Here is a 21108-nt window from a genome sequence, read left to right as displayed (position 1 = left end):
TCATTATAACCTACAGCCCCAGCTCCTGCCAAATACCATCGACGCGCGCCTTCACTTCTGGCGTCATGGTAATCGTGGTGCCCCATTCGCGGCTGGTTTCGCCGGGCCACTTGTTGGTGGCGTCGATGCCCATCTTGCTGCCAAGGCCACTGACCGGCGAGGCGAAGTCGAGGTAGTCGATCGGCGTGTTGTCCACCAGCGTGGTGTCGCGGGTGGGATCGACACGGGTGGTAATCGCCCAGATCACTTCTTTCCAGTCGCGCACGTTCACATCCTCGTCCACCACCACGATGAACTTGGTATACATGAACTGGCGCAGGAAGCTCCACACGCCGAACATCACGCGCTTGGCGTGGCCCGCGTACTGCTTCTTGATCTGCACCACCGCCATGCGGTAGCTGCACCCCTCGGGCGGCAGGTAAAAGTCGGTGATTTCGCTGAACTGCTTTTGCAGCAGCGGAATGAACACCTCGTTCAACGCCAGGCCCAGCACGGCCGGCTCGTCGGGCGGCTTGCCGGTGTAGGTGGAGTGGTAGATCGGATCGCGGCGCATGGTGATGCGGTCGACGGTAAACACCGGGAAGCTGTCCTGCTCGTTGTAGTACCCGGTGTGGTCGCCATACGGACCTTCGAGCGCATGCTCGAAACCGGACGGGTGGTTTTCGTCGGGATAGATATGCCCTTCGAGCACGATTTCAGCGGAAGCCGGCACCCGTAATTCGCTGCCGATCGCCTTGACCAGCTCGGTGCGGCTGCCGCGCAAGAGGCCGGCGAACTGGTATTCCGACAGGCTGTCGGGCACCGGCGTGACCGCGCCTAATATAGTAGCGGGATCGGCGCCCAGCGCCACGCACACCGGGTACGGTTTGCCCTTGTTCTGCAAGGCGTGCTCGCGGAAATCGAGGGCGCCGCCGCGGTGCGCCAGCCAGCGCATGATCACCTTGTTCGGCCCCAGCACTTGCTGGCGGTAAATACCGAGGTTCTGGCGCTTCTTGTTCGGTCCCTTGGTAATCACCAGGCCCCAGGTAATCAGCGGTGCGATGTCACCCGGCCAGCAATGCTGGATCGGCAGCCTGGCCAGATCGACGTCGGCGCCTTCCCACACGATGTCGTGGCACGGCGCGCCGCGCAGTTCCTTGGGCGCCATGTCCCACACCGCTTTGACGAGCGAACCCATGCCGAGGATGTCCTTGAAACCTTTGGGCGGTTCCGGCTCCTTCAGGCGCGCCAGCACGTGGCCGATCTTGCGTAATTCGCTGACATCGTCGGCGCCCATGCCCAGCGCCACGCGCCTCGGGGTACCAAACAGATTTGTCAAGACCGGGATGCTGTGACCGGTCGGATTTTTGAAGAGCAAAGCCGGTCCGCCGGCGCGCAACACGCGGTCGGAAACCTCGGTCATCTCTAAATGCGGGGAAACTGGCGTCAAAATGGACTTAATTTCGTCCATTCGTTGCAGCTGGGAAAGGAAATCGCGGAGATCGGTATATTTCATCGTTTTTTAATATTTTCTTACAATAGTGTGCACTGTTTAAAAATACAGTTCAAGTGATTGATTTTATTGGTTTTCTAGCGCACACATGGCAAAAAGCTAGATTTAAAAGTTATAGCTTTCAATCGCGTTAGTATTGACTTGATATAATACCGCCCCTACAATCTGCCCTACTTGAAGAGAACAGCGCCTGAAGGCACGTGCCGACCACAAAGCGTCCACACGAAGTTGTTGCTCATTCATTCACGGAGTCGGGGCTCCACATGACATTTTAAGGAGTGTTTTCAAAAGGCGTCTGCCTTACCCCCGAAAGAGGTTGTATTGCGACTGATCCACTCCCACTGCGAGGGATCAGCTCAGGCAAGCAATTACGGCGTCCATGCCGGCACCTACAGTGCGATGGACGGTGATATTTCTGATGCACGGCAAGAGCACCCCCATGGGCTGCGTATTTCTTTATGTCATACGCTGGCAGGGGGCCGTTTTCACCGGCATTTCAGAGGGGAACTCTATGATTAACCGCTTTACCGGTGCTTCCGCATTTGCCAGCACCATCCTGGCTCGCCAGCCAGCGGCGTGGTTGTCCAACACCCGCATTTCGGCCAAGGGCGTCTTGACCACCGCCCAGCACACTTTGACCATACTTGGTGTGACCGCTCTGGTTGTTATGGCAGTACTGTTTTTCCGTCCGGACCTGGCCAAAGCCCTGAGCGACAGCCTGAATCCGGCGCCAGTGGCAGAACCGATCAGCCTGGTCGCACCGCCGCTGTCGGCCTTGATGGACGCGCCGGCGCCTGCTGCAACCGATGCGGCCGGCGCTTCGTCCCAGTTGTCGAGCGAGGAGAAGGCCCTGATGGGCACCCAGAAGCAGCAACGCTGGGTGACCGACTGGTTGTCCAAGCGCTATCGCGTGGCCGGTGACGCGACCAATATGCTGGTGTCCACCGCCTACCTGACGGCCCGTGAAATCAAGCTCGACCCGCTGCTGATCCTGGCCGTGATGGCGATCGAATCGGGCCTCAACCCGTTCGCGGAAAGCCCGATGGGCGCGCAGGGCCTGATGCAGGTGATGTCCAAGGTGCACCACGAGCGCTTCCAGGAAATGGGCGGCCTGCAGGCAGCCCTGAATCCGGTCGCTAACATCCGCGTCGGTTCGCTGATCCTCAAGGATTACGTCACCCGTGGCGGTTCGGTGGAAGCCGGTCTGAAGAGCTACGTCGGCGCAGCAGCATTCGCCCACGACGACGGCTACGGCGCCAAGGTACTGGCCGAATACCAGCGCCTGAAACAAGTTTCGAGCGGCAAGAAAGTACCTACCATCACTCCGGTGATGGCGCAATCCAAGCCGGCGCCGAAGGTGGAAGCGCCACCGGCCCCGGCAGCCGATACGCAAATCGCCGGCATCTAATATATAGAGGGCGAAAAAAATGGCCCGGTTCCTCGCGGAATCGGGCCATTTTTACGTCATCACGTACAATGGCGCTCCATCTTGCCACCACGCTCACCACCGTGCCCCTGCTACGCTTGCGCCCCCTGATTGCGGTACTGATGCTGTCGCTGCTCACGGCCTGCGCCGGCACCCGGCCAGCTGCGTCCGCGACACCAGCTTCAGCCGCGGTACTGGCCCCAGCCTCGGCGCCGGCATCGGCCCCAGTGCGCTTCCTGCTTACCTTCGACGACGGCCCGGCCTCGGCCACCAGCGCCAACCCGACCGTGCGCATCCTCGAAACGCTGGCCCGCAACCAGCAGCAGCCGGGCATCAAGGCAGTGTTTTTTACGCAGACGCGCGCCGCCAACGGCGGCGGCACGCCGCGCGGGCGCGCCCTGATCCGGCGCGAACAGGCCGAAGGCCACCTGGTCGCCCTGCACAGCGCCACCCCGCGCCATGCCAACCACCGCTTCATGCCGCCGGCCGAACTGGCCGCCTCGATGGAAACCGGCGTGGGCGACCTGCTGGCGGAAACCGGCGTGCCGCCCACGCTGGTGCGTCCGCCGTTCTGGGCCTACACCGCCGACACGCTCGAGATCTACCACGCCTACGGGCTGCAAATGCTGCTCACGGACCTGAGTGCCAACGACGGTAAAATCTATGGCGTCAACTGGAGCTGGCACAAGCGCTCCAATATGCTCAAGCACCTGGCCGAGACACGCTTGCGCTGGGCTGCCGGCGAGCTGCCGGAAGTGGACGGCGCCACACCGGTGGTGGTGACCTTCCATGACGTTAACAGCTACACGTCGCGCCACCTCGCGGAATACCTGGACATCCTGGTCGACGTGGCCCGCGAACTCGACGTGCCACTGGCTGCGCAACCGTTCTACGACAACCGCGAACAGCTCGAACGCGCGGCGCTGGCGCGTACCGTGGCCGACGGCCAGGCGCGCCAGCAATTACCGGGTTTCTGGAACTGGCTCTGGCACTAGCGTTACTTCAAGCCAGCATCCAGTAGCACGACCTCGATCTCCGGCGCCTCGTCGAGCACGCGCGCGGTGCATACCACCACCGACAATTCGTCATGCGCGAGGCTCACGCTGTGGCCATCGGCGCCGAGCTTGAAGCGCGCTTCCTTCTCGCTCCACAAGCGATAAAAACCGTCCACGCGGCGCGCGGCCGCCAGTGCCTGCCATTGCGCGACTTCGTGTGCATCGAACGCCTGCGCGGCCAGCGCCGCCAGATCGCGGCCGGGGTCGCGCAATTCGATATCGAGGCCCAAGCGGGTGCGCGCACTGACCGCGCACGCCACCCAGCGCCCGCTGTGCGAGATGGAAAAGCCGCCGTCGAAGTTTTTCAGCGGCGGCGCGGCCAGCAGCGGCGCGCCGGCCACCTGCTCTTCCAGTACCACCGCGCGCGCCGGCACCCCCAGCACCTGGCCCAGCGCCATGCGCGCCAGCACCCGGCCGATGACGAACTGGCGCAGACGCTGGGACCGCGCAAAGCGCTGGCAGCGCGCCAGTTCGCCCGGCGCCAGCCAGTCACGCAGGCGCGGCAGGTCAACGTCCGCCACCGCATCGGCATCGACCATCAACAGGCGGACCGTGACCGGCGCCGTCATCACTGCGCGCCCGCGTAGCGTTTGAAGATCAGCGACGTGTTGATGCCGCCAAAGGCGAAGTTGTTCGACATGACGTAGTCGCAGTCCAGCGCGCGGCCGGTGCCGGCGATGTAGTCGAGTTGCGCGCAGCGCGGATCGAGCTGCTCGAGGTTGATGGTGGGCGCGAACCAGCCCTCGCGCATCATCTCGATGCTGATCCACGCTTCCAGCGCACCGCACGCGCCCAGCGTGTGGCCCATATAGCTTTTCAGGGAGCTGATCGGGGTAGCGCTGCCGAACACCGCCAGCGTGGCCTGCGATTCGGCAACGTCGCCCTGCTCGGTGCCGGTGCCGTGGGCATTGATGTAGCCGATGTCTTGCGGTTGCAGGCCGGCGTCGCGCAGCGCCAGGCGCATGGCCGTCTGCATGGTAGCCGCATTCGGCTGCGTGACGTGGCAGCCGTCGCTGTTGGTGCCGAAGCCCACCAGTTCGGCGTAGATGGTGGCGCCGCGCTGCTGCGCGTGCTCCAGGTCTTCCAGGATCAGGCAGCCTGCGCCCTCACCGATCACCAGGCCGTCGCGGTCCGCGTCGAACGGGCGCGGCGTGGTGTGGCCGGCGTCGTTGCGGGTGCTGGTGGCAAACAGCGTGTCGAACACCGCCGCCTCGGTCGCGCACAATTCCTCGGCGCCGCCTGCCACCATGGCGATCTGCTTGCCGGCGCGGATCGCCTCGCAGGCGTAGCCGATGCCCTGGCTGCCCGAGGTACACGCGCTCGACGTGGTGATCACGCGTCCGGTCAGGCCGAAGAACACGCCGATGTTGACCGGCGCCGTGTGCGCCATCATCTTGATATACGTGGTGGCGTTGATGCCCTTGGTGGAGCGCTCCTCCATCATGCGGCCAAAGTCGCCGATGGCGCTCGGCGTGCCCGCCGACGAACCGAACGACACGCCCATGTCGCCGCTTTGCAGCAGCGGATGGTCGAGCAGGCCGGCGTCGAACAGCGCCAGTTCGCTCGCGCGCGTGGCCATCAATGCCACCCGGCCCATGCTGCGCACGGCCTTGCGGCTGTAGCGTGGCGTCAGCTCGAACGGTGCAGCCGGCGCGCCCAGGCGGGTATGCAGGCCCTCGTAGTCGTCCCAGTCGGCCATGCGCACCACGGCGTTGCGGTACTCGCCCAGGCGCGCGCGCACGCTGGCCCAGTCGTTGCCGATCGGGCTGATGCCGGCCATGCCGGTGACGGCGACGCGGCGGCTCATGCCAGGCCGCCATTGACGGAAATGACCTGGCGCGTGATGTAGCCCGCTTCCTCGCCGATCAGGAAGCTCACTGCTGCGGCCACCTCTTCCGGCTTGCCCACCCGGCGCGCGGGAATCATCTTCAGTGCTTCTTCCATCGGCACGCCCTCGGTCATGTCGGTTTCGATCAGCCCCGGCGCCACGCAGTTGACGGTGATGGCGCGCTTGGCCAGTTCCAGCGCCAGCGCCTTGGTGGCGCCGATAATGCCGGCCTTGGCGGCGCTGTAATTGACCTGGCCGCGATTGCCGATCAGTCCCGACACCGAAGCGAGCGTCACGATGCGCCCCGGTTTGCGGCGCTGGACCAGCGGCATCACCAGCGGATTGAGCACATTGTAAAAACCATCGAGATTGGTTTGCAGGACGATGTCCCAGTCCTCGCCCGACATGGCGGGGAAGGCGTTGTCGCGCGCCACGCCGGCATTGCACACCACGCCGTAGTAGCAGCCATGTTCGGCGATGTCCGCCGCCAGCGCGGCGGCGGTGGCGGCGCGATCGCCGATGTCGAACTGCAGCACCCGCGCCGCGCGGCCCATGGCCACGATTTCGCCGGCCACGGCGTCCGCTTCGGCGCGCTGGCTGCGGCAATGGAGCACCACGTCGTAACCGTCGCGCGCCAGGCGCAGCGCGATCGCCTTGCCGATGCCGCGCGACGACCCCGTCACCAGCACACTCATGGACTTATTCTGATTCATCCTGCGTTTCCATCTTCGAGAAATTGATTGACATTATGGGGCTGGAACACCGTCACCGTGGCGGTGGCCAGCGCCGGCGCCTGTTCCGGCAACTGGCCCGGCGCATCGGCGAGCTCGATGCGGCAGTCGAAGGCTCCGAGCCCGTTTTCACCTTGCAGCACGCGGTGCACGTGCACCCGCAGTACGCTGCCCGGCACGAAATACGGCACGCTGGCCTGGTACTTGCGCGAGCCCAGCAGAAAGCCCACACGGGCAGGTTCGCCCAGCAGGCGGCCCTTCCAGCCGGCGTGCGCGGCAATGGCCTGCGCCATGTATTCGATGCCCACCCAGGCCCCCACGCCCTGCTGCGAGGCCAGCATGCTGTTGGCATGGATGCGCACCTCGGCGCACAGGTTGTCGTGGTCGGCGCTGACCACGCGGTCGAGCAGCACCATGGCGCCGGAATGCGGCACCAGTTCGCGCACATCGGGCATCTCCACGTCACTCATGGCACGCATCCAAGCACCAGCGCCGCGTTGGAGCCGCCGAAGGCGAAGGAACTGCTGAGCACCCGCCGCAGCGGCCGGCCCAGCGACGCGCCGGGCGCCGCCAGGTTCAGGCGCGGCAGCGCGGGATCGAACACGCCGTCCCACAGGTGCGGGGGCAGCCGGCCCTGCCGGTTATCGTCCTGCATCGCCAGCCAGCACAGCGCCGCCTCGATGGCCGCCGCCGCGCCCAGCGTGTGGCCGGTGAACGGCTTGGTGGAGCTGACCGGTACCTGCTCGCCGAACAGCGCGGCGATCACGCGCGACTCCATGGCGTCGTTCTGCGGCGTGGCGGTGCCGTGCATATTGATGTAATCGACCTCGCCGGCCGCCACGCCGGCGCGCTGCAACGCCTGTGTCATGGCCAGCGCGGCGCCGGCGCCGGTGGGATCGGGCGCGGACATGTGGTGGCCGTCGGACGACTCGCCCCAGCCCATCAGTGCCACCGCTGCACCGGTGTCGGCACCGTCACCGGCGTCGGCATCGGCGGTCATCAGGAACAGCGCCGCACCTTCGCCGATATTGATGCCGTTGCGGTTGGCGCTCATCGGGTTGCATAGTGCCGCGCTGACCGATTCGAGCGACGCAAAGCCGGCCACCGTGAAGGTGCACAGTGAATCGGCGCCGCCCGTGACCACCGCATCGCACAACCCCATCTTGATCAGGCGCGCAGCGCTGGCCATGGCCTTGGCGCTGGACGAACAGGCGCTCGAATGCACATACGCCGGCCCGGCCACGCCCAGCTCGCGCGCCAGCATCACGGCCGGCGAACCCATTTCCTGGCGGTCGTACTGGAAGTCGTCAGGCAACACTCCCTGCGTGGCGTAGGTGCGGATCGCATGCTCGGTCTCGCCGATGCCCGACGTGCTGGTGCCGATCACCACGCCCACGCGGTCGGCGCCGTGGCGGGCAATCGCCGCATCGACGGCCGGCCGGATCTGCGCCAGCGCGGCCAGCACCAGCGCGTTATTGCGGCTGCGCTGCACCGGCGGCAGGTGCGCCAGCTGCGGCAGCTCGGCCAGCACGCAGCCCAGCGGCAGCTCGCGGTCCGGGGTCCAGGCGCGGGTGGGCGCCACGCCCGGTTGGCCGGCGTACAGGCGCGCCTTCACCTCGGCATGGCTGGCGCCCAGTGCGCAGACGATGCCGCACGCGTTAAGGTAGTAAGTCGACATGTGATTCAATCAGTCCGGGGCTGCCTGGATGGTCAGCTTATAGTGATACCGCAGATTTTCCAACACCACCTTGCCGCTCCAGCGCGGCTGGCCGCTGTACACGATTCGCATGATCGCCTCGTCGTCCAGGTACAACATGCGGGTGTCGCCCTGCTCCGCGATGCGCCAGCCGGCCGGCAGCGCGGCGGCCACCGCACTGGCTGGCCACAGCGTGAGCTGCATGTCCTCCAGCACATCCTCGGCCTTGACCTGCGACGGCAGCATGAAGTGGCGCCACGACGTCAGTTCCTTGCCGTCGTAGCGCAGGGTCAGCACGCGCTGGCCCATGGCCAGGCCCACCACGTCGATCGCATCGGGCTCCACCTGCAAAGCCACGTCCATGTCGTCGGTGCGGCCCGCGCGCTCCACGGTCAGGTGCTGCTGCACGCTGATCGAGGCGCCCAGCGCGGCGGGCGGCAGCTTCAGTCCCAGCCGGGCCTGGGGCGGCGGCGTGGTGGCGCAGCCGGCCAGCGCCAACGCACTCCCTATAGCTGCCACGACGAGGGCGCGGCTGAACGTCACGCTGCGCATACGGCCTCCAGTGCGGCCAGCCGGCGCGGCGTCTCTTTCACGTACGGGTTGGTCAGGTCCCAGGCATAGCCGGCCAGGATCGAGGCGATCATGCGCTTGATTTCCGGGCGCTGCTCCTGGTGGAAGATGATGGTCTGGAAGCTGCCCGCGTACCAGGATTCCACGAATGCGCGGAAGGTGTCCACGCCCTTGCGCAGCGGCGCGCCGTAGTCGGCCTGCCAGTCCACCTGCTCACCGGCGAACTGGCGCTGCAGGGCCGCTGCCGCCAGGCTGGCCGATTTGAAGGCGATGGTCACGCCCGACGAGAATACCGGGTCGAGGAATTCGCCGGCGTTGCCGAGCAAGGCGTAACCCTCGCCCCACAGTTTGTCCACGTTGGCCGAGTAGCCGGTGATCTGGCGCGCCGGCGTATCCCACACGGCATCGGCCAGCAGCGCGTGCAGCGACGGCTCTTCCGCAATGATGGCGCGCAGGCGCTCGGTGGGCGTGCCCTGGTACTGGTCGAGGAAGGAGGTCTCGGCCACCACGCCCTGCGAGCAGCGCCCGCCGGCAAACGGGATGGTCCAGAACCACACGTTGCAGTGGCTCGGATGGACCGTCACGCGAATCTTGTTGCGGTCGAAATGGGCACCGCGAATGCCGTCTTCCACGTGGGTGAAAATGGCGCCGCGCACCGGGAAGTTCGACGGCGTTTCCAGCTTGAGCAGGCGTGGCAGGATGCGCCCGAAGCCGCTGGCGTCGAGGATGAAACCGGCGCGCACCTGGTACCGGGCGCCGTCCGGGCGCTTGACGGTCACCAGCGCCGGCGCGCCATCCTGGCCCAGCATGATATCGAGCACCTCGTGGCGGTAGCGCACCTCGGCGCCGAAGCGCTCGGCCTCCTTGGCCAGGATGTGGTCGAAGTGGGCGCGCTGCACCTGGTACGTGGTACCCCACCCCTGCGAGTGTTTGTCGCGGAAGTCGAAGTCGGTGTAGCAGCCGTCGCGCATGAAAGCGGCGCCGTTCTTGAACTGGAAGCCCGCCTCCACCACTGCCTGCAACATGCCGGCCTGCTCGAGGTATTCCATGCTTTGCGGGAGCAGGCTTTCGCCGATCGAAAAGCGCGGAAACTCCTCGCGCTCGAGCACCAGCACGTGCCGGCCCTGCTGGCGCAGCAGCGCGGCGGCGACAGAACCGGCAGGACCGGCGCCGACGATCAGGATCTCTACGGATTCAAGCGGGAAAGCTTCAGACATGTTTGCCCTCAGTGGTGAAGTTGCCGAAACAGGGAACGATCAGCCAGACCAGCGCTGTCCCCAGCAGCATGGTCAGGCCGAACGCCTGCAAGGCCGGGGTATGGCTCAGGCCCAGCAGGCCGAAAGACAAGATGGTGCTGGCAGCCGACATGCCCACCGCCAGCCACGGCGTATGGTCGCGCCGGTCCGGGTGTTCCTGCATGAAGATGCCGTAGTCTACGCCCACGCCAAGCAGCAGCATCAGCGCCAGCACGTGGAACAGTTGCAGGTTCTGCGATGCATAGCCCAGGATCGCCAGCGCGGCGATGCTGGCAATGGCGGTCGGCGCCAGCACGCGCCAGGTGCGCCCGCGATAGCGCGGGAACAGCAGCACGAACACCACCGCGTAGGCACCCAGCGCCACCCAGCTCATGTTCACCCGGTAGCGGCCCAGTACCGACGAAATCTCGGCCACCTTGTCCACCCACTGCACGCCTTGCAAGCCGTCGGCCGCGCGCTGCACATGCGGTACGCCGGCCATGCCCAGGCCGCGCAAGGCGACGATGCTGGCATAGCCGCCGTCGATCTGGCCCAGCCACAGGTGGCGCCACGGCTCGCTGGCCGGGCTCTTGAGAAAATCGTCCACCGACAGCGGTGCACCGGCCGCCAGCAGCCCGGCGCGGGTGGCGCCGATCCAGGCGGCATCCGCACCGGTCTCGCGCGCCAGTCCCGCCAGCGGACCGTCGTCGGCCAGCAGTTTTTGTTCGACCAGGGTGCGCCGCGCGGCCTGCTTCGCGGCCGACGGCACCCAGTTCGACATGGCCTGGTAGCCGGAGATGTGCTGGTCGGCGATCAGCGGCTCAAGGCGCGCCTTGAGCTGCTCTTCGCGTTGCAGCAACTGCTCGGCCGATGCGGCCCGCACCAGGAAGTACTGCACCGGCGTGGGCGCGTCGAGCAGGCGGCTCAACTTGATCTGGTCGGCGATCAGGTGCTTGGGAGGATTTTGCAGCAGGCGGATATCGTCGTTGGCGCCCAGCCGGCTCACGCCGTAGGCAGCGGCCACCGCAAACACCAGCACCGCCACCAGCGTCGCGCGGTTGAACCGCAGCACCGGCCAGGCGCGCACGGCGCCGCCGTACAGGCGCACCAGTACTCCGCTCTTCAAGGTGCGGCTGCCGATCAGCACCGGGAACCAGCACACCACCGTCAGCCAGGCGAACACCAGACCCAGCGCCGAAAACACGGCCATCTGGCGCAGGCCAGGGAACGGCGTCAGCGCCAGTCCCATGTAGCCGATGACCGCCGCCAGCAGCGTGAAGCACAGGCCCGGCATCAGCCGCCGCAGCAGCGATGGCGAGTCGAGTTGTTCGCTGGCGGCCAGGCGGTTGCACAGGAAGTAGATGCCGTAGTCCTGCGCCACGCCGATCAGGCTGGCGCCGAACACCAGCGTGAGCAGGTGGATCTGGCCGAACAGCAGCCAGCACACCGACAGCGCGCCCAGAAAACCGACGCCGATCGACAGCAGGATCAGCGAGATCGGCTTGAACGAGTGGAACGCGAACCACATCAGCGCGATGATGCCCAGCAGCGAGCCGATGCCGATGGTCGACACTTCGCCGCTGGCCTGCGAACTGGCGTTGGCCGCGTGCAGGATCACGCCCGTCTGGATCAGCTCCACCTGTGGCACAGCCTTGCGGGCAGCATCGCCGGCCTGGCGCAGCAGCGGCAGCACGGCTTCCTGCGCCGACATCGACAGCGCCGGCACCTTCAATGTCAGGGGCAGCAGCACGTACTGTTTCTGGCCGTCGGCGACAAACAGGTGGCCGTCGCGCGGACGCACCGGCGTTTCTTGCGCCCTCTCCTGCACCCAGCCGCCGAACAGGCCGAACGGATCGTCTTGCCACGATCCGAGCTTGGGGCCGCCGAACGGGCTATACAGCTTGGACAGCGCGGCGTCGAGCCAGAACTGCGCCGGTTCGCCGCGCAATTGCGCTTCCTGTTCGGCGGTGAGCAAGGTCAATCGATGCTGCTGGAAGACGGAGAACCAGTCGCTCTGGGTTTTCTCGTCGATGGCAGTGGCCTTGAACAGATCGCTGCGGGCGCCGAGCACCGCCTGGTAAGCGTCGGCCGCGCGTTTGGCATCAATCCAGCTCTCGGCGCCAACCAGCACGATCACGCGCTGCTGGGCCGCATCGACCATGTGCGCAAACGACGCCTGCAACACCGGGTCGCGCTCCTGCACCGGCAGCAGCGCCATGATGTCGGTGTTGGGCACGATGCGCTGGACCAGCCACAGGTAGGCGTTATGCCCGAGCAGCAGAGATACGATCAGCGCCCACAGCGCCGCCAGTTGTCGGCTGCGCGTCAAAACAGCGCCGCTTCCTCGGCGGTCAACGCCGATTCGCCAGTCTTGATGTCCGAGAAAACGATATTGGTGCGGTCGCCACTGGCTTCGCTCATGACGATGTTTTTCACGTAGGCGCCGCCTTCGAGCCTGATGGTGCCGATCGCCTTTTCCACCGCCGCCTGGCGTGCCTTGAGCGAGACATTCCAGCTATTGGCTTCCACCGCGCCATCGACCTCGAACACCGAGTCGAGCTGCGCCAGGTCGCCCGACAGCAGCGAGAACAGCACGTTGTTAATCACGCGCACGGTCGGCTCGGTCTTGGCGTCGAGCCGCATGGCCACGCGGTCGCCCTGGTAGTTGACGATTTCGTCCCGCGTCAGGCGCAAGGTGGCGGGGAATGGTTTTAAAGTTCGCCACAACACGCCCTTGCCGGCCACCACGCAAAAGCGCCCGTTGGAGGCCAGCGGCTTCTTCATGCCGGCCAGCGTCTTGGTCTGGTCGAAGCGGCCGCACATGATCGCGGGCCTGGCCAGCATGGCCTGGATTTTCGACACTTGCACCGCAGCGTGCGCGGCAGGCATCATCGATGCGGCCGAGGTGGCCAACGTCACCACTGCCAGCGCGGCGCGTAGCGTTTTTTTCAGATTCATACAGGTTCCAATCCCAGTTTTTCAAACAGCACCGGCGGCGACACGAAGCACATCTCTTTGGTCGCTATATCGACCGCCACCATGGTGGTGCTGGCGCGGTTCAATCGCTTGCCCGTTTCGGCGTCGGTGATCAGGTAATCGATCTTGAGGCGGTTTTCCCACTCGACGATATCGGCGCGCAGCCTGAGCTTCTGGCCGAAGGTGGCCGAGCCCACGTAGCGCAGCTGCATGTCGATCACCGGCCAGGCATAGCCCGAAGCCTTCATTTGCGGGTAGTTGTAATCGATCTTGTCGAGCAGCGCGCAGCGCACCACTTCCAGGTACTTGACGTAGCGGCCGTGCCAGACGATTTCCATCGGGTCCAGGTCGAAGAACTGTACCTGCATCTCCACTTCCGCAAACCAGCGGCTTTGCGTGACTTTACGCATACAGGCTCCAGTCCTGGGCGCGGATGCGCGCGATCAGCAGGCGCAGGTCCGGCTCCAGGCGGCGGTCTTCCACCACCGGCGCCACATCCCGTTCCAGCGCCGCCTGCATTGCCGCCAGTTGCGCCGGTGGCGGCAGGTCGGGCGTCAGCTGGCAGCGCAGCCACACGCCCTGGCGCACCGTGACCAGCAACGCCGCCACTACCTGCTCAGTCAGTTCCAGCACGCGCAGGCAGTCGCGCGCGGCGATGGTGCCCATGCTGACCTTGTCCTGGTTGTGGCACTCGGTCGAGCGCGAGAACACCGACGCCGGCATGGTCAGTTTCAGCGCTTCGGCAGTCCAGGCCGAGGCGCTGATCTGCAAGGCCTTGAGACCATGGTTGATCGGTGCGCGCTCGCCGCTGGCGCCGGACAGGTTGGCAGGCAGGCCGTGGTTGTAGCGGCTGTCGACCAGCAGCGCCATTTGCCGGTCCAGCAAGTCGGCCAGGTTGGCCACGGCGTTCTTCATGCCGTCCATGGCAAAGGCGATATGGCCGCCGTAAAAATGGCCGCCGTGCAGCACCCGTTCGTTGTCGGCATCGATCAACGGATTGTCGTTGGCGCTGTTGAGTTCATTCTCGATCATGGTGCGGAACAGCGGCAGCGCGTCGGCCAGCACGCCGATCACGTGCGGCGCGCAGCGGATCGAGTAGCGATCCTGCAGGCGCTTGCCGTTGCGCTCCCACTCGGCAGTCGGCAGGTCGCTGCGCAGCCAGGCGGCCACCTGCTGCATGCCAGCGTGCGGCTTGGCCGCAAACAGCACTTCGTCGAAGTGGTGGGCGTTGCCATCCATCGCGAACGACGCCATGGCGGTAATACGCGTGCACAGGCGCACCAGGTAGTCGGCGCGGTCATAGGCCAGGCAGGCCAGCGCGGTCATGACTGCGGTGCCATTCATGATCGCCAGTCCCTCTTTCGGGCGCAGGCGCAGCGGCGTGATGCCTGCCTGCGCCAATGCCTGCGCGGCCGGCACCTGCACGCCGTCGCGCCACACTTCGCGCTCGCCGCACAGCACGGCGGCCAGGTACGACAAGGGCGTGAGGTCGCCGCTGGCGCCCACCGAACCTTCGGACGGAATCAGCGGCAGCAGGCCGGCGTCCAGCAGGCGCGTAATTTGCAGCAGCAGCTCGACGCTCACGCCCGAGTACCCCTTGCAGAGCGACGCCAGGCGCGTGGCCAGGATGGCCCGCGTTTGCGCCGGCGTGAAATACTCGCCCAAGCCCACGCCGTGGTACGTGTACAGGTGGTGCGGCAGCTCGGCCACCAGCGCCGGCGGCACCGTCACCGTGCACGAGTCGCCGTAGCCGGTGGTCACGCCGTAGATGGTGCCGTCTTCCCGCAGCAGGCGGTCGAGGAAGTCGGCGCCGCGCGCAATCGCACTGCGAAAGGCCGGATCGTCGGACAGTGCGGCAGCCGCGCGACCGTGAGCGATGTCGACGATGTCTTCCAGCGTCAGCCGCTCGCGGCTGAAATGGACGGTGCGCAGTGGTTCAGCGAGGTGCATCGGGGGAGTCCAGTTCCGGCAAATGCCAAAAATCGTAAAAGTTAAACCATTCCAGCGGCGCCTGCAGCGCATGGTGTTCCAGGCGGCGCGCGTAGTCGCCGGCCAGCTGCGCCAGTGCGCCATCGCGGTCCTTGCGCGGGATGCGCACGCTGTCGCGGAACGCCTCGAAGTACACGTGCGCGCGGCCATTGCGGCGCACCGAAAACACCAGGTACACCGGGCATTGCAGGATGCCGGCCAGGATGTGCGGCCCCACCGGGAATGCCGCCGGCGCGCCGAGAAAATCGACGACCGCCACGCGGGGATTGGGCGACACCGGCACCCGGTCACCGGCAATCACCACGAACTCGCCGCGCGCAATGCGCTCGGCCAGCATCATCGCCGTGGCCGGCGACATCTCGGTCACCTGCACCAGGTTGAGCGCACTTTCCGGATTCAGGCTGGCCAGCATGTCGTTGAACGCCTGGGCATGGCGCGTATGCACCAGCACCGTGATGCGGATATCGCGGCGTTGACGCGAGAGCACGCGGCATAATTCCATATTGCCGAGGTGGGAGCAGATCAGCAGGCCGCCGCGCCCCGCCGTCGCCGCGTTGGCCATCAGTTCGGCGCCGTGCAGTGCCACCTCGTCCATGTTGTACAGGCCGCCCCACAGCAGCATCTTGTCGAGGATGCTCTCGCCGAAGGCGGCGAAGTGACGCAGCACGCCCGGCAGCTTGCGCCCGGAATGCGCCGCCATGCGCCGCAGGTACTCGCGCGAAGCGCGGCGCGGCAACGGCTTGGTGAACACATACCACGCCAGCACCGGGTAGAGCACCAGGCGAAACGGCCAGCGGCCGAACACGCGGCAGATCCAGAACAGGAACCGCATCCCGGCGACGAAACTGAACTCGTTGAGCGACGCCCAGTGCAGGCCGCGCGCGCTCATGGCGCCCGCCCGCGCCACTTGCGCGCCAGCAGGCGCGGGATGCGTGGCAGCATGCCGAAGAACAGCTTCGTGTGCATCCAGGTGATCAGCACATTGTCGTGCCACATGCGGAAGTGCGAGACGCCGTCGGTAGGATAGCTTACGCGCGTGGGCAGATTGACCACTTGGGCGCCGGCCCAGTACAGCCGCACCAGGATGTCGGTGTCGAAGTTCATGCGCGCGCCGATGCGCTGGCGCGCGGCCAGCGCGGTGACGGCCGCCACCGGATACACGCGAAAGCCGCACATCGAGTCGATGATGTCGAACGACAGCGTATTGATCCACACCCAGATATGGGTGGCGTAGCGCCCGTACAGGCGCGCCTTCGGCACCGATTGGTCGTACACCGGGTGGCCGGCGATGATCGATTCCGGGTGCGCCTGCGCCTGCGCAAGGAACAGCGGCACGTCGCCGCTGCGATGCTGGCCGTCGGCATCGATTTGCAGCAGGTGCGTGCAGCCCGCGCGCGCCGCGTGCACGAAGCCCGCCAGCACGGCCGCGCCCTTGCCCTGGTTGACCGCCAGGCGCACCAGCGCCACGCGTGGCGCGTGCACGGCTGCCAGCCCGTCCAGCACCGCCGCGCAAGCGCTGTTGCTGCCGTCGTCGACCAGGATCACCGGCACGCCCGCGCCATGCACCAGCAGCCCGTCGACCACGGCGCCGATCGCATGTTCGTGGTTATACACCGGGACCACGATGCAGGGCTTGAAGGTCTCACTCATCGCGGTTTTCTCCGGCCAGCGTGATGCGCCCGCTCGAGTGCTGGAAGCCCTCGGACGTGTAGCGGAAATTGAGGGTGCCCTTGGCGGCGTCGTGCACCAGCTCGAGCTGCACCCGCATGTCGGGCACCACCACCTGCTGGAACTTGAGCACGTTGATGCCAGTGAAATCGGGCGGCAGCGCGAAGTATGCGCGGCCGTAATGCATGGCCCACTCCACCTGCACCACGCCGGCCAGGATGGGCGCCACGTCGAAGTGGCCGTCGAAGTACAGCAGGTCGGCTGGCGCCGTCACCTGCAGCAGTACGCGGCGCTCGTCGCGCTCCAGTTCGACGACGTGCGGCAGGCGCGGTGGTTGCGGCGGTTGCGGCGGTTGCGGTGGTTGCGATATTTGCGGCTTGACCAGGGCAGGCTGGTCGAGCAGCGCTTCCAGCGCAGCCAGCGTAGTCTTGCCCTGGGCGTTGACCGGCAAGCGGTCGAGGTAGCGCCAGCGGCGCGGCAAGGCCACTGCGGGCACGGTGAGCGCCAGCGCGGCGCGCAGCAGGCGGTTCAGCGCCGCCTTGCCGTGCTGCGCCAGCACCGCAGCGCCGGCGGCGCTGGGCACGACCAAGGCCGCGATGCGCTGGCGTTCGCTGCCCGGCTGCGCTGTATCTGTACACACGATCACGCGCGCCTCCAGCACCAGGCTGGAAACCAGCAGCGCCGCTTCCATGGCCGTGAGCGAGACGCGCTTTTCCTCGATCTTGACGATGCGGTCGTTACGCCCGCGCAGCACGAAACCATTTTCACCGGCCGGCTCGGCGCGGTCGGCCAGCGCCAGCCAGCTGTCGTCGGGCAAGTGCGGCGAGCGCACTTCCAGGCCGCCCTCCCCGCCCAGGCGCCAGGCCACGGCAGGCATGGCGCGCCACGCATCGTCAGCGAGGTGGGCGCGCTGGCGCCAGGCCACGCCGCCGGTCTCCGAGCTGCCATACACTTCGATCGGGGTTTTTCCCAGCAGCGCGCCGGCAGCCAGCGCGGCGTCGGCCGCCAGCGGGCCGCCGGAGGAGAACACGGCGCGCAGGTTGCGCGCGGCGCCGCGCCAGTCCAGGTGTTCGGGCAGGCGCTTGAGATGCGCGGGGCTGGCGACGAGCACGCAGGGGCCAAGCGCCAGCGCCGGCGCCAGCGCTTCGTGGAAACCGATGCTGGACGCATGCAGCGGCCGGCCCGTGGTCAGCGGCCACAGGACCTTGAACAGCAGGCCGTAGATATGCTGGTGCGACACCGTCGCCACGATGGCGGCGTCGCCAGCGGTGGCGCCGAACAGCAGGTCGAGCGTGGCCACCTCGCTGGCGACCTGCGACAGCTTTTTGGGAATGGCCTGCGGCGCGCCGGTGCTGCCGGAGGTAAACACCACCAGCGCCGGCGCGTCGTCCTCGAGCCTTGCGGCCGGCAGTACGCCGCCGTGCGCAGCATCGGGCTGCAACGGCGCCAGCGCCGCCGGGTACATTCCCAGGAAACCGTCGACGGACGACGCCAACGCGGTGCACGTGGCGTCCAGTGTATCGGCGCCGAGCCAGATGGTTTTGCCGGCATGCCAGGCGCCCAGCAGCGCCGCGCCAAAGTCAATGCTGTCGTCGAGATACAGCGCGAAATGGCGGCCGGGCTGGGCGCGCAGCAGCGCATGCCAGGCGCCGGCGCGGGCCAGGAACTGGGCGTTGGCGACCGGCGCCCCGGCGCGCCAGCCCACCTGGGCGTGGGCCGGCCGCGCCGCCATGGCGGCGGCCAGGTTGGCCAGTGGCGCAGAGAACAGGTCAGCCATGGTGCAGGCGCTTGAACCGCAGGCGCACCAGGTATTCGACGCCGAACAAAAGCCCCATCAGCGCGTACGAAATCACGCCCGTGTAGAGCGACCAGGCGGCTTCGCTGGCCCACAGCGCAGTGCCCAGCGCGATGGCGCCGTTGACGATGAAAAAGCCGCACCACACCTTGGTGACGTTGCGCATATACGCTTGCGCCACCGGGGGAAAATCCTCGCCGCGCAGGCGTGCCATGCGCTCTACCGCCGACACCGGGGTGGTGATGCTGTAGGCAAAACCGCCGAGCAGCGCGGCGTTCACCAGCACCGGGTAGAGCTTGAGCGGCAACAGCAGGTTGCTCCAGATGGCGCAGGCCACCAGCACCAGCGCACCGGCCACCGACCAGCGCGCCGCGCCGGACAGGCGCAGTGCCGGCAGGCGCGTGACAGCGGCGGCCAGCAACAGCATGGCCAGCCAGCGCGGCTCGACCTTGCCATGTCCCAGCCAGATCGCCAGCGGATACAGCAGCGTCAATGCCACTGTCAGTACGGTCATCAACATCGTGTTACGCGGGCTCCGTCATCCCGGACAGCGCATCGACGACGTCGCCGATGGTGCGGATGTTCTTGAATACTTCGGGTTGCAGGCGCTTGCCGGTCAGCTGCTTGAGCTTGACCGACAGGTCCACCGCGTCGATGCTGTCGATATCCAGGTCGGAATACAGGTTCGACTCGGCCGTGAGCTGCGCCTTGTCGAGTTCGAACATCTCGGCCAGCAGGTCGATCACCCATAGCCGCAGTTGTTCCTTGCTCATCGTGTTCAAATCAATCATGTCCTGCTCCTTCACTTCTTGCGGTGGGTCGCTATCATCGCCGCCAGCGCTTGCACCGAGGCGAAGTGGCGGCGGGTATCTTCCGAATCGGCGGACAGCGAAATGCCATACTTCTTCTGCAGCGCCACGCCCAGCTCCAGCGCGTCGATCGAATCGAGGCCGAGGCCTTCGACGAACAGCGGCGCACCGCTGTCGATGTCGTCGGGCGTGATGTCTTCCAGTTGCAGGACATCGATGATCAGTTGTTTCACTTCCAGTTCAAGCATGGTTTGCGCACTTCCCCGTAAAATATTTTTGTAAAAATTCTGTCACCTGGCGCGCTGCCAGCACATCGCTTGCGCTGCCTTCGATCAAGCCGGCGATCGCCACATCGTCCTGCACCTCGATGCGCAGCAGCACCCGGCGCGGCGGCACGCGCCACCATTTCTCACCCTTGCCCAGCGTGGGCGGATCGCAGCGGATCAGCACCGGCGTGATGTCGCGCGCGCCGCGCACGGCCACGTTGGCGGCGCCGCGCTTCATGGCGATCACGCCGTCGGCGCCGGTGCGCGTGCCTTCGGGGAACACGATCAGGTTGTTCCCGCGCTCGAGCGAGGCGATGCAGTCTGCCACCAGCTCGGCGCCGCCCGCATTGCTGATGTAGCCCGCCGCGCGCACCGGGCCGCCCGTCACCGGGTTGTGCCACAAGTCGCTCTTGACGATGCAGTCGGCGTTTTTCACGAACGCCATCAGGAACACCGTGTCGATCAGGGTGGGATGGTTGGCCAGGATCAGCAAACCGCCCCGCGCCAGTTTTTCCAGCCCGGTGATCTCGTAGCGCAGCACGCCCAGCACGCGCATCAGCTCCACGAACAGGCGGAAGGCGCGTCGGATGATGCCGCGCGCGGCGCGCACGCGACGCGCGGGCTGGCGCACCAGCAGGTGCAACACGGGAAACACCAGCAATTGCAGCACCACCCCACCAAGGCCGAATACCGCAAAACTGAACCCGGTGGCCAGTACCCGCCAGCCGCGCGCCAGTCCCCTAAGCATTACCGCCGGCACCGTCCGGGCCCCGGCGCCATTGCCAGCGCAGGCGCCCGTCGCAGCGCGCCATCGCGGCGGCGCCACCAAGGTGGAAACGCGCCGCCGCCAGGCTGTCCGGCAGGTCCGTGGTGACGGCGTCGCCACTGGCGCGCCAGCGCAGGCTGATCGGATCGCCGGCAGGCGCGGTCAGCAGCCACGCCCACGCGTGCGCCTCCTCCTGCACCTCCAGGAACGGTACGAACAGCTTCGGCAGCGGCGCTTCGCACGCGACCAGCAGCACCGACGCCGCACCATCGGCCAGCAGGCCGCACGCTTCGATCACGGCGGTTTCGATGGTGGCGCCGCCGGCCGCCAGCGCAATATGGTTGGCGCGGTCCTTGCGGGCAATGGTCAGCAGGCCGACGTTGGCGTTATGGACCGACATGCTGAACGCGGTGGGCGACAGCGGCTCGCCCCGCGCCAGGTCGGTCAGCAGTTCCAGCGCCCGCGCCACCTCGCCGTGGCGCGAACAGAACACCACCGGCACATCGGTGCGACCCTGCAGGCACTCGTACGCCACTTCCAGCGCCATCTTGCCGAAGAAACCGGCGCGCCGGCGCAGCATGGGCGGCATTGCCTTCACTGGCGGATCCGCGCGCGCCACATGTTCCGGCGTGGTCGGCGCGGCCACCGGCGCCGTTGCCCATTGCACCCAGGCGTCGGGCGTGGTCAGTCCCGGCGCCCAATAGGCGTGGCCGGCAATGGAAAAAGTGACGCCATCGTTGCGCATGTTGACAATCAATCCCGAGATAAGCTCGAAATTATAAACGACTGACCTCCAAGGAAACTGT

The 21108-nt window shown here is 66.5% G+C and carries 22 protein-coding genes; 2 read left to right on the top strand and 20 right to left on the bottom strand.

The genetic code is table 11. From position 1 onward, the window contains the following. Nucleotides 1-10: 10 nt before the first annotated feature. Nucleotides 11-1495: a 4-hydroxy-3-polyprenylbenzoate decarboxylase gene (gene ubiD, locus J2X54_RS25245; protein ID WP_310184569.1), complete on the bottom strand. Its 1485-nt coding sequence runs from the start codon at nucleotides 1493-1495 to the stop codon at nucleotides 11-13. Nucleotides 1496-2003: 508 nt separating this feature from the next. Between ubiD and J2X54_RS25240 the strand changes: the two genes are divergently transcribed. Next, nucleotides 2004-2900 carry a lytic transglycosylase domain-containing protein gene (locus tag J2X54_RS25240; RefSeq protein WP_310184567.1) on the top strand — a complete coding sequence of 299 codons (897 nt, stop codon included), beginning with the start codon at nucleotides 2004-2006 and terminating at the stop codon, nucleotides 2898-2900. Between the two features lie 68 nt (nucleotides 2901-2968). After that, nucleotides 2969-3913, top strand: a complete 945-nt coding sequence (locus tag J2X54_RS25235) for a polysaccharide deacetylase family protein (protein ID WP_310184565.1) — start codon at nucleotides 2969-2971, stop codon at nucleotides 3911-3913. A 2-nt stretch (nucleotides 3914-3915) separates the two neighbouring features. Here J2X54_RS25235 and J2X54_RS25230 read toward each other — a convergent pair whose 3' ends face one another. Genes J2X54_RS25230 through J2X54_RS25140 form a run of 19 tightly spaced genes read right to left on the bottom strand, consistent with a single transcriptional unit; the run spans nucleotide 3916 to nucleotide 21047 of the window. Next, nucleotides 3916-4542 carry a 4'-phosphopantetheinyl transferase superfamily protein gene (locus tag J2X54_RS25230; RefSeq protein ID WP_310184563.1) on the bottom strand — a complete coding sequence of 209 codons (627 nt, stop codon included), beginning with the start codon at nucleotides 4540-4542 and terminating at the stop codon, nucleotides 3916-3918. Beyond that, a complete protein-coding gene (locus J2X54_RS25225; RefSeq protein WP_070251663.1) occupies nucleotides 4542-5780 on the bottom strand; it encodes a beta-ketoacyl-ACP synthase in 1239 nt (412 codons plus the stop codon). Before J2X54_RS25225 ends, J2X54_RS25230 begins: the two co-directional genes overlap by 1 nt. Then, nucleotides 5777-6514, bottom strand: a complete 738-nt coding sequence (gene fabG / locus J2X54_RS25220; protein WP_070251662.1) for a 3-oxoacyl-ACP reductase FabG — start codon at nucleotides 6512-6514, stop codon at nucleotides 5777-5779. The genes J2X54_RS25225 and fabG overlap by 4 nt, the downstream gene beginning before the upstream one ends. After that, nucleotides 6511-7002, bottom strand: coding sequence for a hotdog family protein (locus tag J2X54_RS25215; RefSeq protein ID WP_310184562.1), 492 nt, complete (start codon nucleotides 7000-7002; stop codon nucleotides 6511-6513). Before J2X54_RS25215 ends, fabG begins: the two co-directional genes overlap by 4 nt. Further along, a complete protein-coding gene (locus J2X54_RS25210; RefSeq protein WP_310184560.1) occupies nucleotides 6999-8210 on the bottom strand; it encodes a beta-ketoacyl-ACP synthase in 1212 nt (403 codons plus the stop codon). The genes J2X54_RS25215 and J2X54_RS25210 overlap by 4 nt, the downstream gene beginning before the upstream one ends. A 9-nt stretch (nucleotides 8211-8219) precedes the next feature. Further along, complete coding sequence (locus J2X54_RS25205) at nucleotides 8220-8780, bottom strand: DUF3261 domain-containing protein (protein ID WP_070251659.1); 561 nt, start codon at nucleotides 8778-8780, stop codon at nucleotides 8220-8222. Next, a complete protein-coding gene (locus J2X54_RS25200; protein ID WP_310184557.1) occupies nucleotides 8768-10015 on the bottom strand; it encodes an NAD(P)/FAD-dependent oxidoreductase in 1248 nt (415 codons plus the stop codon). Before J2X54_RS25200 ends, J2X54_RS25205 begins: the two co-directional genes overlap by 13 nt. Further along, nucleotides 10008-12362: an MMPL family transporter gene (locus tag J2X54_RS25195; protein ID WP_310184555.1), complete on the bottom strand. Its 2355-nt coding sequence runs from the start codon at nucleotides 12360-12362 to the stop codon at nucleotides 10008-10010. Before J2X54_RS25195 ends, J2X54_RS25200 begins: the two co-directional genes overlap by 8 nt. Continuing rightward, complete coding sequence (locus tag J2X54_RS25190) at nucleotides 12359-12991, bottom strand: outer membrane lipoprotein carrier protein LolA (protein ID WP_070251656.1); 633 nt, start codon at nucleotides 12989-12991, stop codon at nucleotides 12359-12361. Before J2X54_RS25190 ends, J2X54_RS25195 begins: the two co-directional genes overlap by 4 nt. Next, a complete protein-coding gene (locus tag J2X54_RS25185; protein WP_310184553.1) occupies nucleotides 12988-13419 on the bottom strand; it encodes an acyl-CoA thioesterase in 432 nt (143 codons plus the stop codon). Before J2X54_RS25185 ends, J2X54_RS25190 begins: the two co-directional genes overlap by 4 nt. Beyond that, on the bottom strand, nucleotides 13412-14959 hold the full coding sequence (locus J2X54_RS25180) for an aromatic amino acid ammonia-lyase (RefSeq protein WP_310184552.1): 1548 nt from the start codon (nucleotides 14957-14959) through the stop codon (nucleotides 13412-13414). Before J2X54_RS25180 ends, J2X54_RS25185 begins: the two co-directional genes overlap by 8 nt. Beyond that, a complete protein-coding gene (locus tag J2X54_RS25175; protein ID WP_310184550.1) occupies nucleotides 14946-15887 on the bottom strand; it encodes an acyltransferase in 942 nt (313 codons plus the stop codon). Before J2X54_RS25175 ends, J2X54_RS25180 begins: the two co-directional genes overlap by 14 nt. After that, nucleotides 15884-16648: a glycosyltransferase family 2 protein gene (locus J2X54_RS25170; RefSeq protein ID WP_310184548.1), complete on the bottom strand. Its 765-nt coding sequence runs from the start codon at nucleotides 16646-16648 to the stop codon at nucleotides 15884-15886. The genes J2X54_RS25175 and J2X54_RS25170 overlap by 4 nt, the downstream gene beginning before the upstream one ends. Then, nucleotides 16641-18443 carry an AMP-binding protein gene (locus J2X54_RS25165; protein WP_310184546.1) on the bottom strand — a complete coding sequence of 601 codons (1803 nt, stop codon included), beginning with the start codon at nucleotides 18441-18443 and terminating at the stop codon, nucleotides 16641-16643. Before J2X54_RS25165 ends, J2X54_RS25170 begins: the two co-directional genes overlap by 8 nt. After that, nucleotides 18436-18981 (bottom strand): hypothetical protein, encoded by a 546-nt coding sequence (locus J2X54_RS25160; protein WP_310184544.1) that lies wholly within the window; start codon nucleotides 18979-18981, stop codon nucleotides 18436-18438. Before J2X54_RS25160 ends, J2X54_RS25165 begins: the two co-directional genes overlap by 8 nt. Before the next feature lie 4 nt (nucleotides 18982-18985). After that, nucleotides 18986-19252, bottom strand: a complete 267-nt coding sequence (locus J2X54_RS25155) for an acyl carrier protein (protein WP_070251650.1) — start codon at nucleotides 19250-19252, stop codon at nucleotides 18986-18988. Nucleotides 19253-19263: 11 nt separating this feature from the next. Continuing rightward, entirely contained in the window at nucleotides 19264-19518 is a 255-nt protein-coding gene (locus tag J2X54_RS25150) for a phosphopantetheine-binding protein (RefSeq protein ID WP_070251649.1), read from the bottom strand. After that, nucleotides 19511-20284 (bottom strand): 1-acyl-sn-glycerol-3-phosphate acyltransferase, encoded by a 774-nt coding sequence (locus J2X54_RS25145; protein ID WP_070251648.1) that lies wholly within the window; start codon nucleotides 20282-20284, stop codon nucleotides 19511-19513. Before J2X54_RS25145 ends, J2X54_RS25150 begins: the two co-directional genes overlap by 8 nt. Then, a complete protein-coding gene (locus J2X54_RS25140; RefSeq protein ID WP_310184540.1) occupies nucleotides 20277-21047 on the bottom strand; it encodes a beta-ketoacyl synthase chain length factor in 771 nt (256 codons plus the stop codon). Before J2X54_RS25140 ends, J2X54_RS25145 begins: the two co-directional genes overlap by 8 nt. Nucleotides 21048-21108 lie beyond the last annotated feature (61 nt).

The organism is Duganella sp. 3397 (genome assembly GCF_031456625.1).
Taxonomy (GTDB): Bacteria; Pseudomonadota; Gammaproteobacteria; order Burkholderiales; family Burkholderiaceae_D; genus Rugamonas; species Rugamonas phyllosphaerae.
Note: the sequence above shows the minus strand (reverse complement) of the source record. Positions and strands in the feature narration are given on the sequence as shown.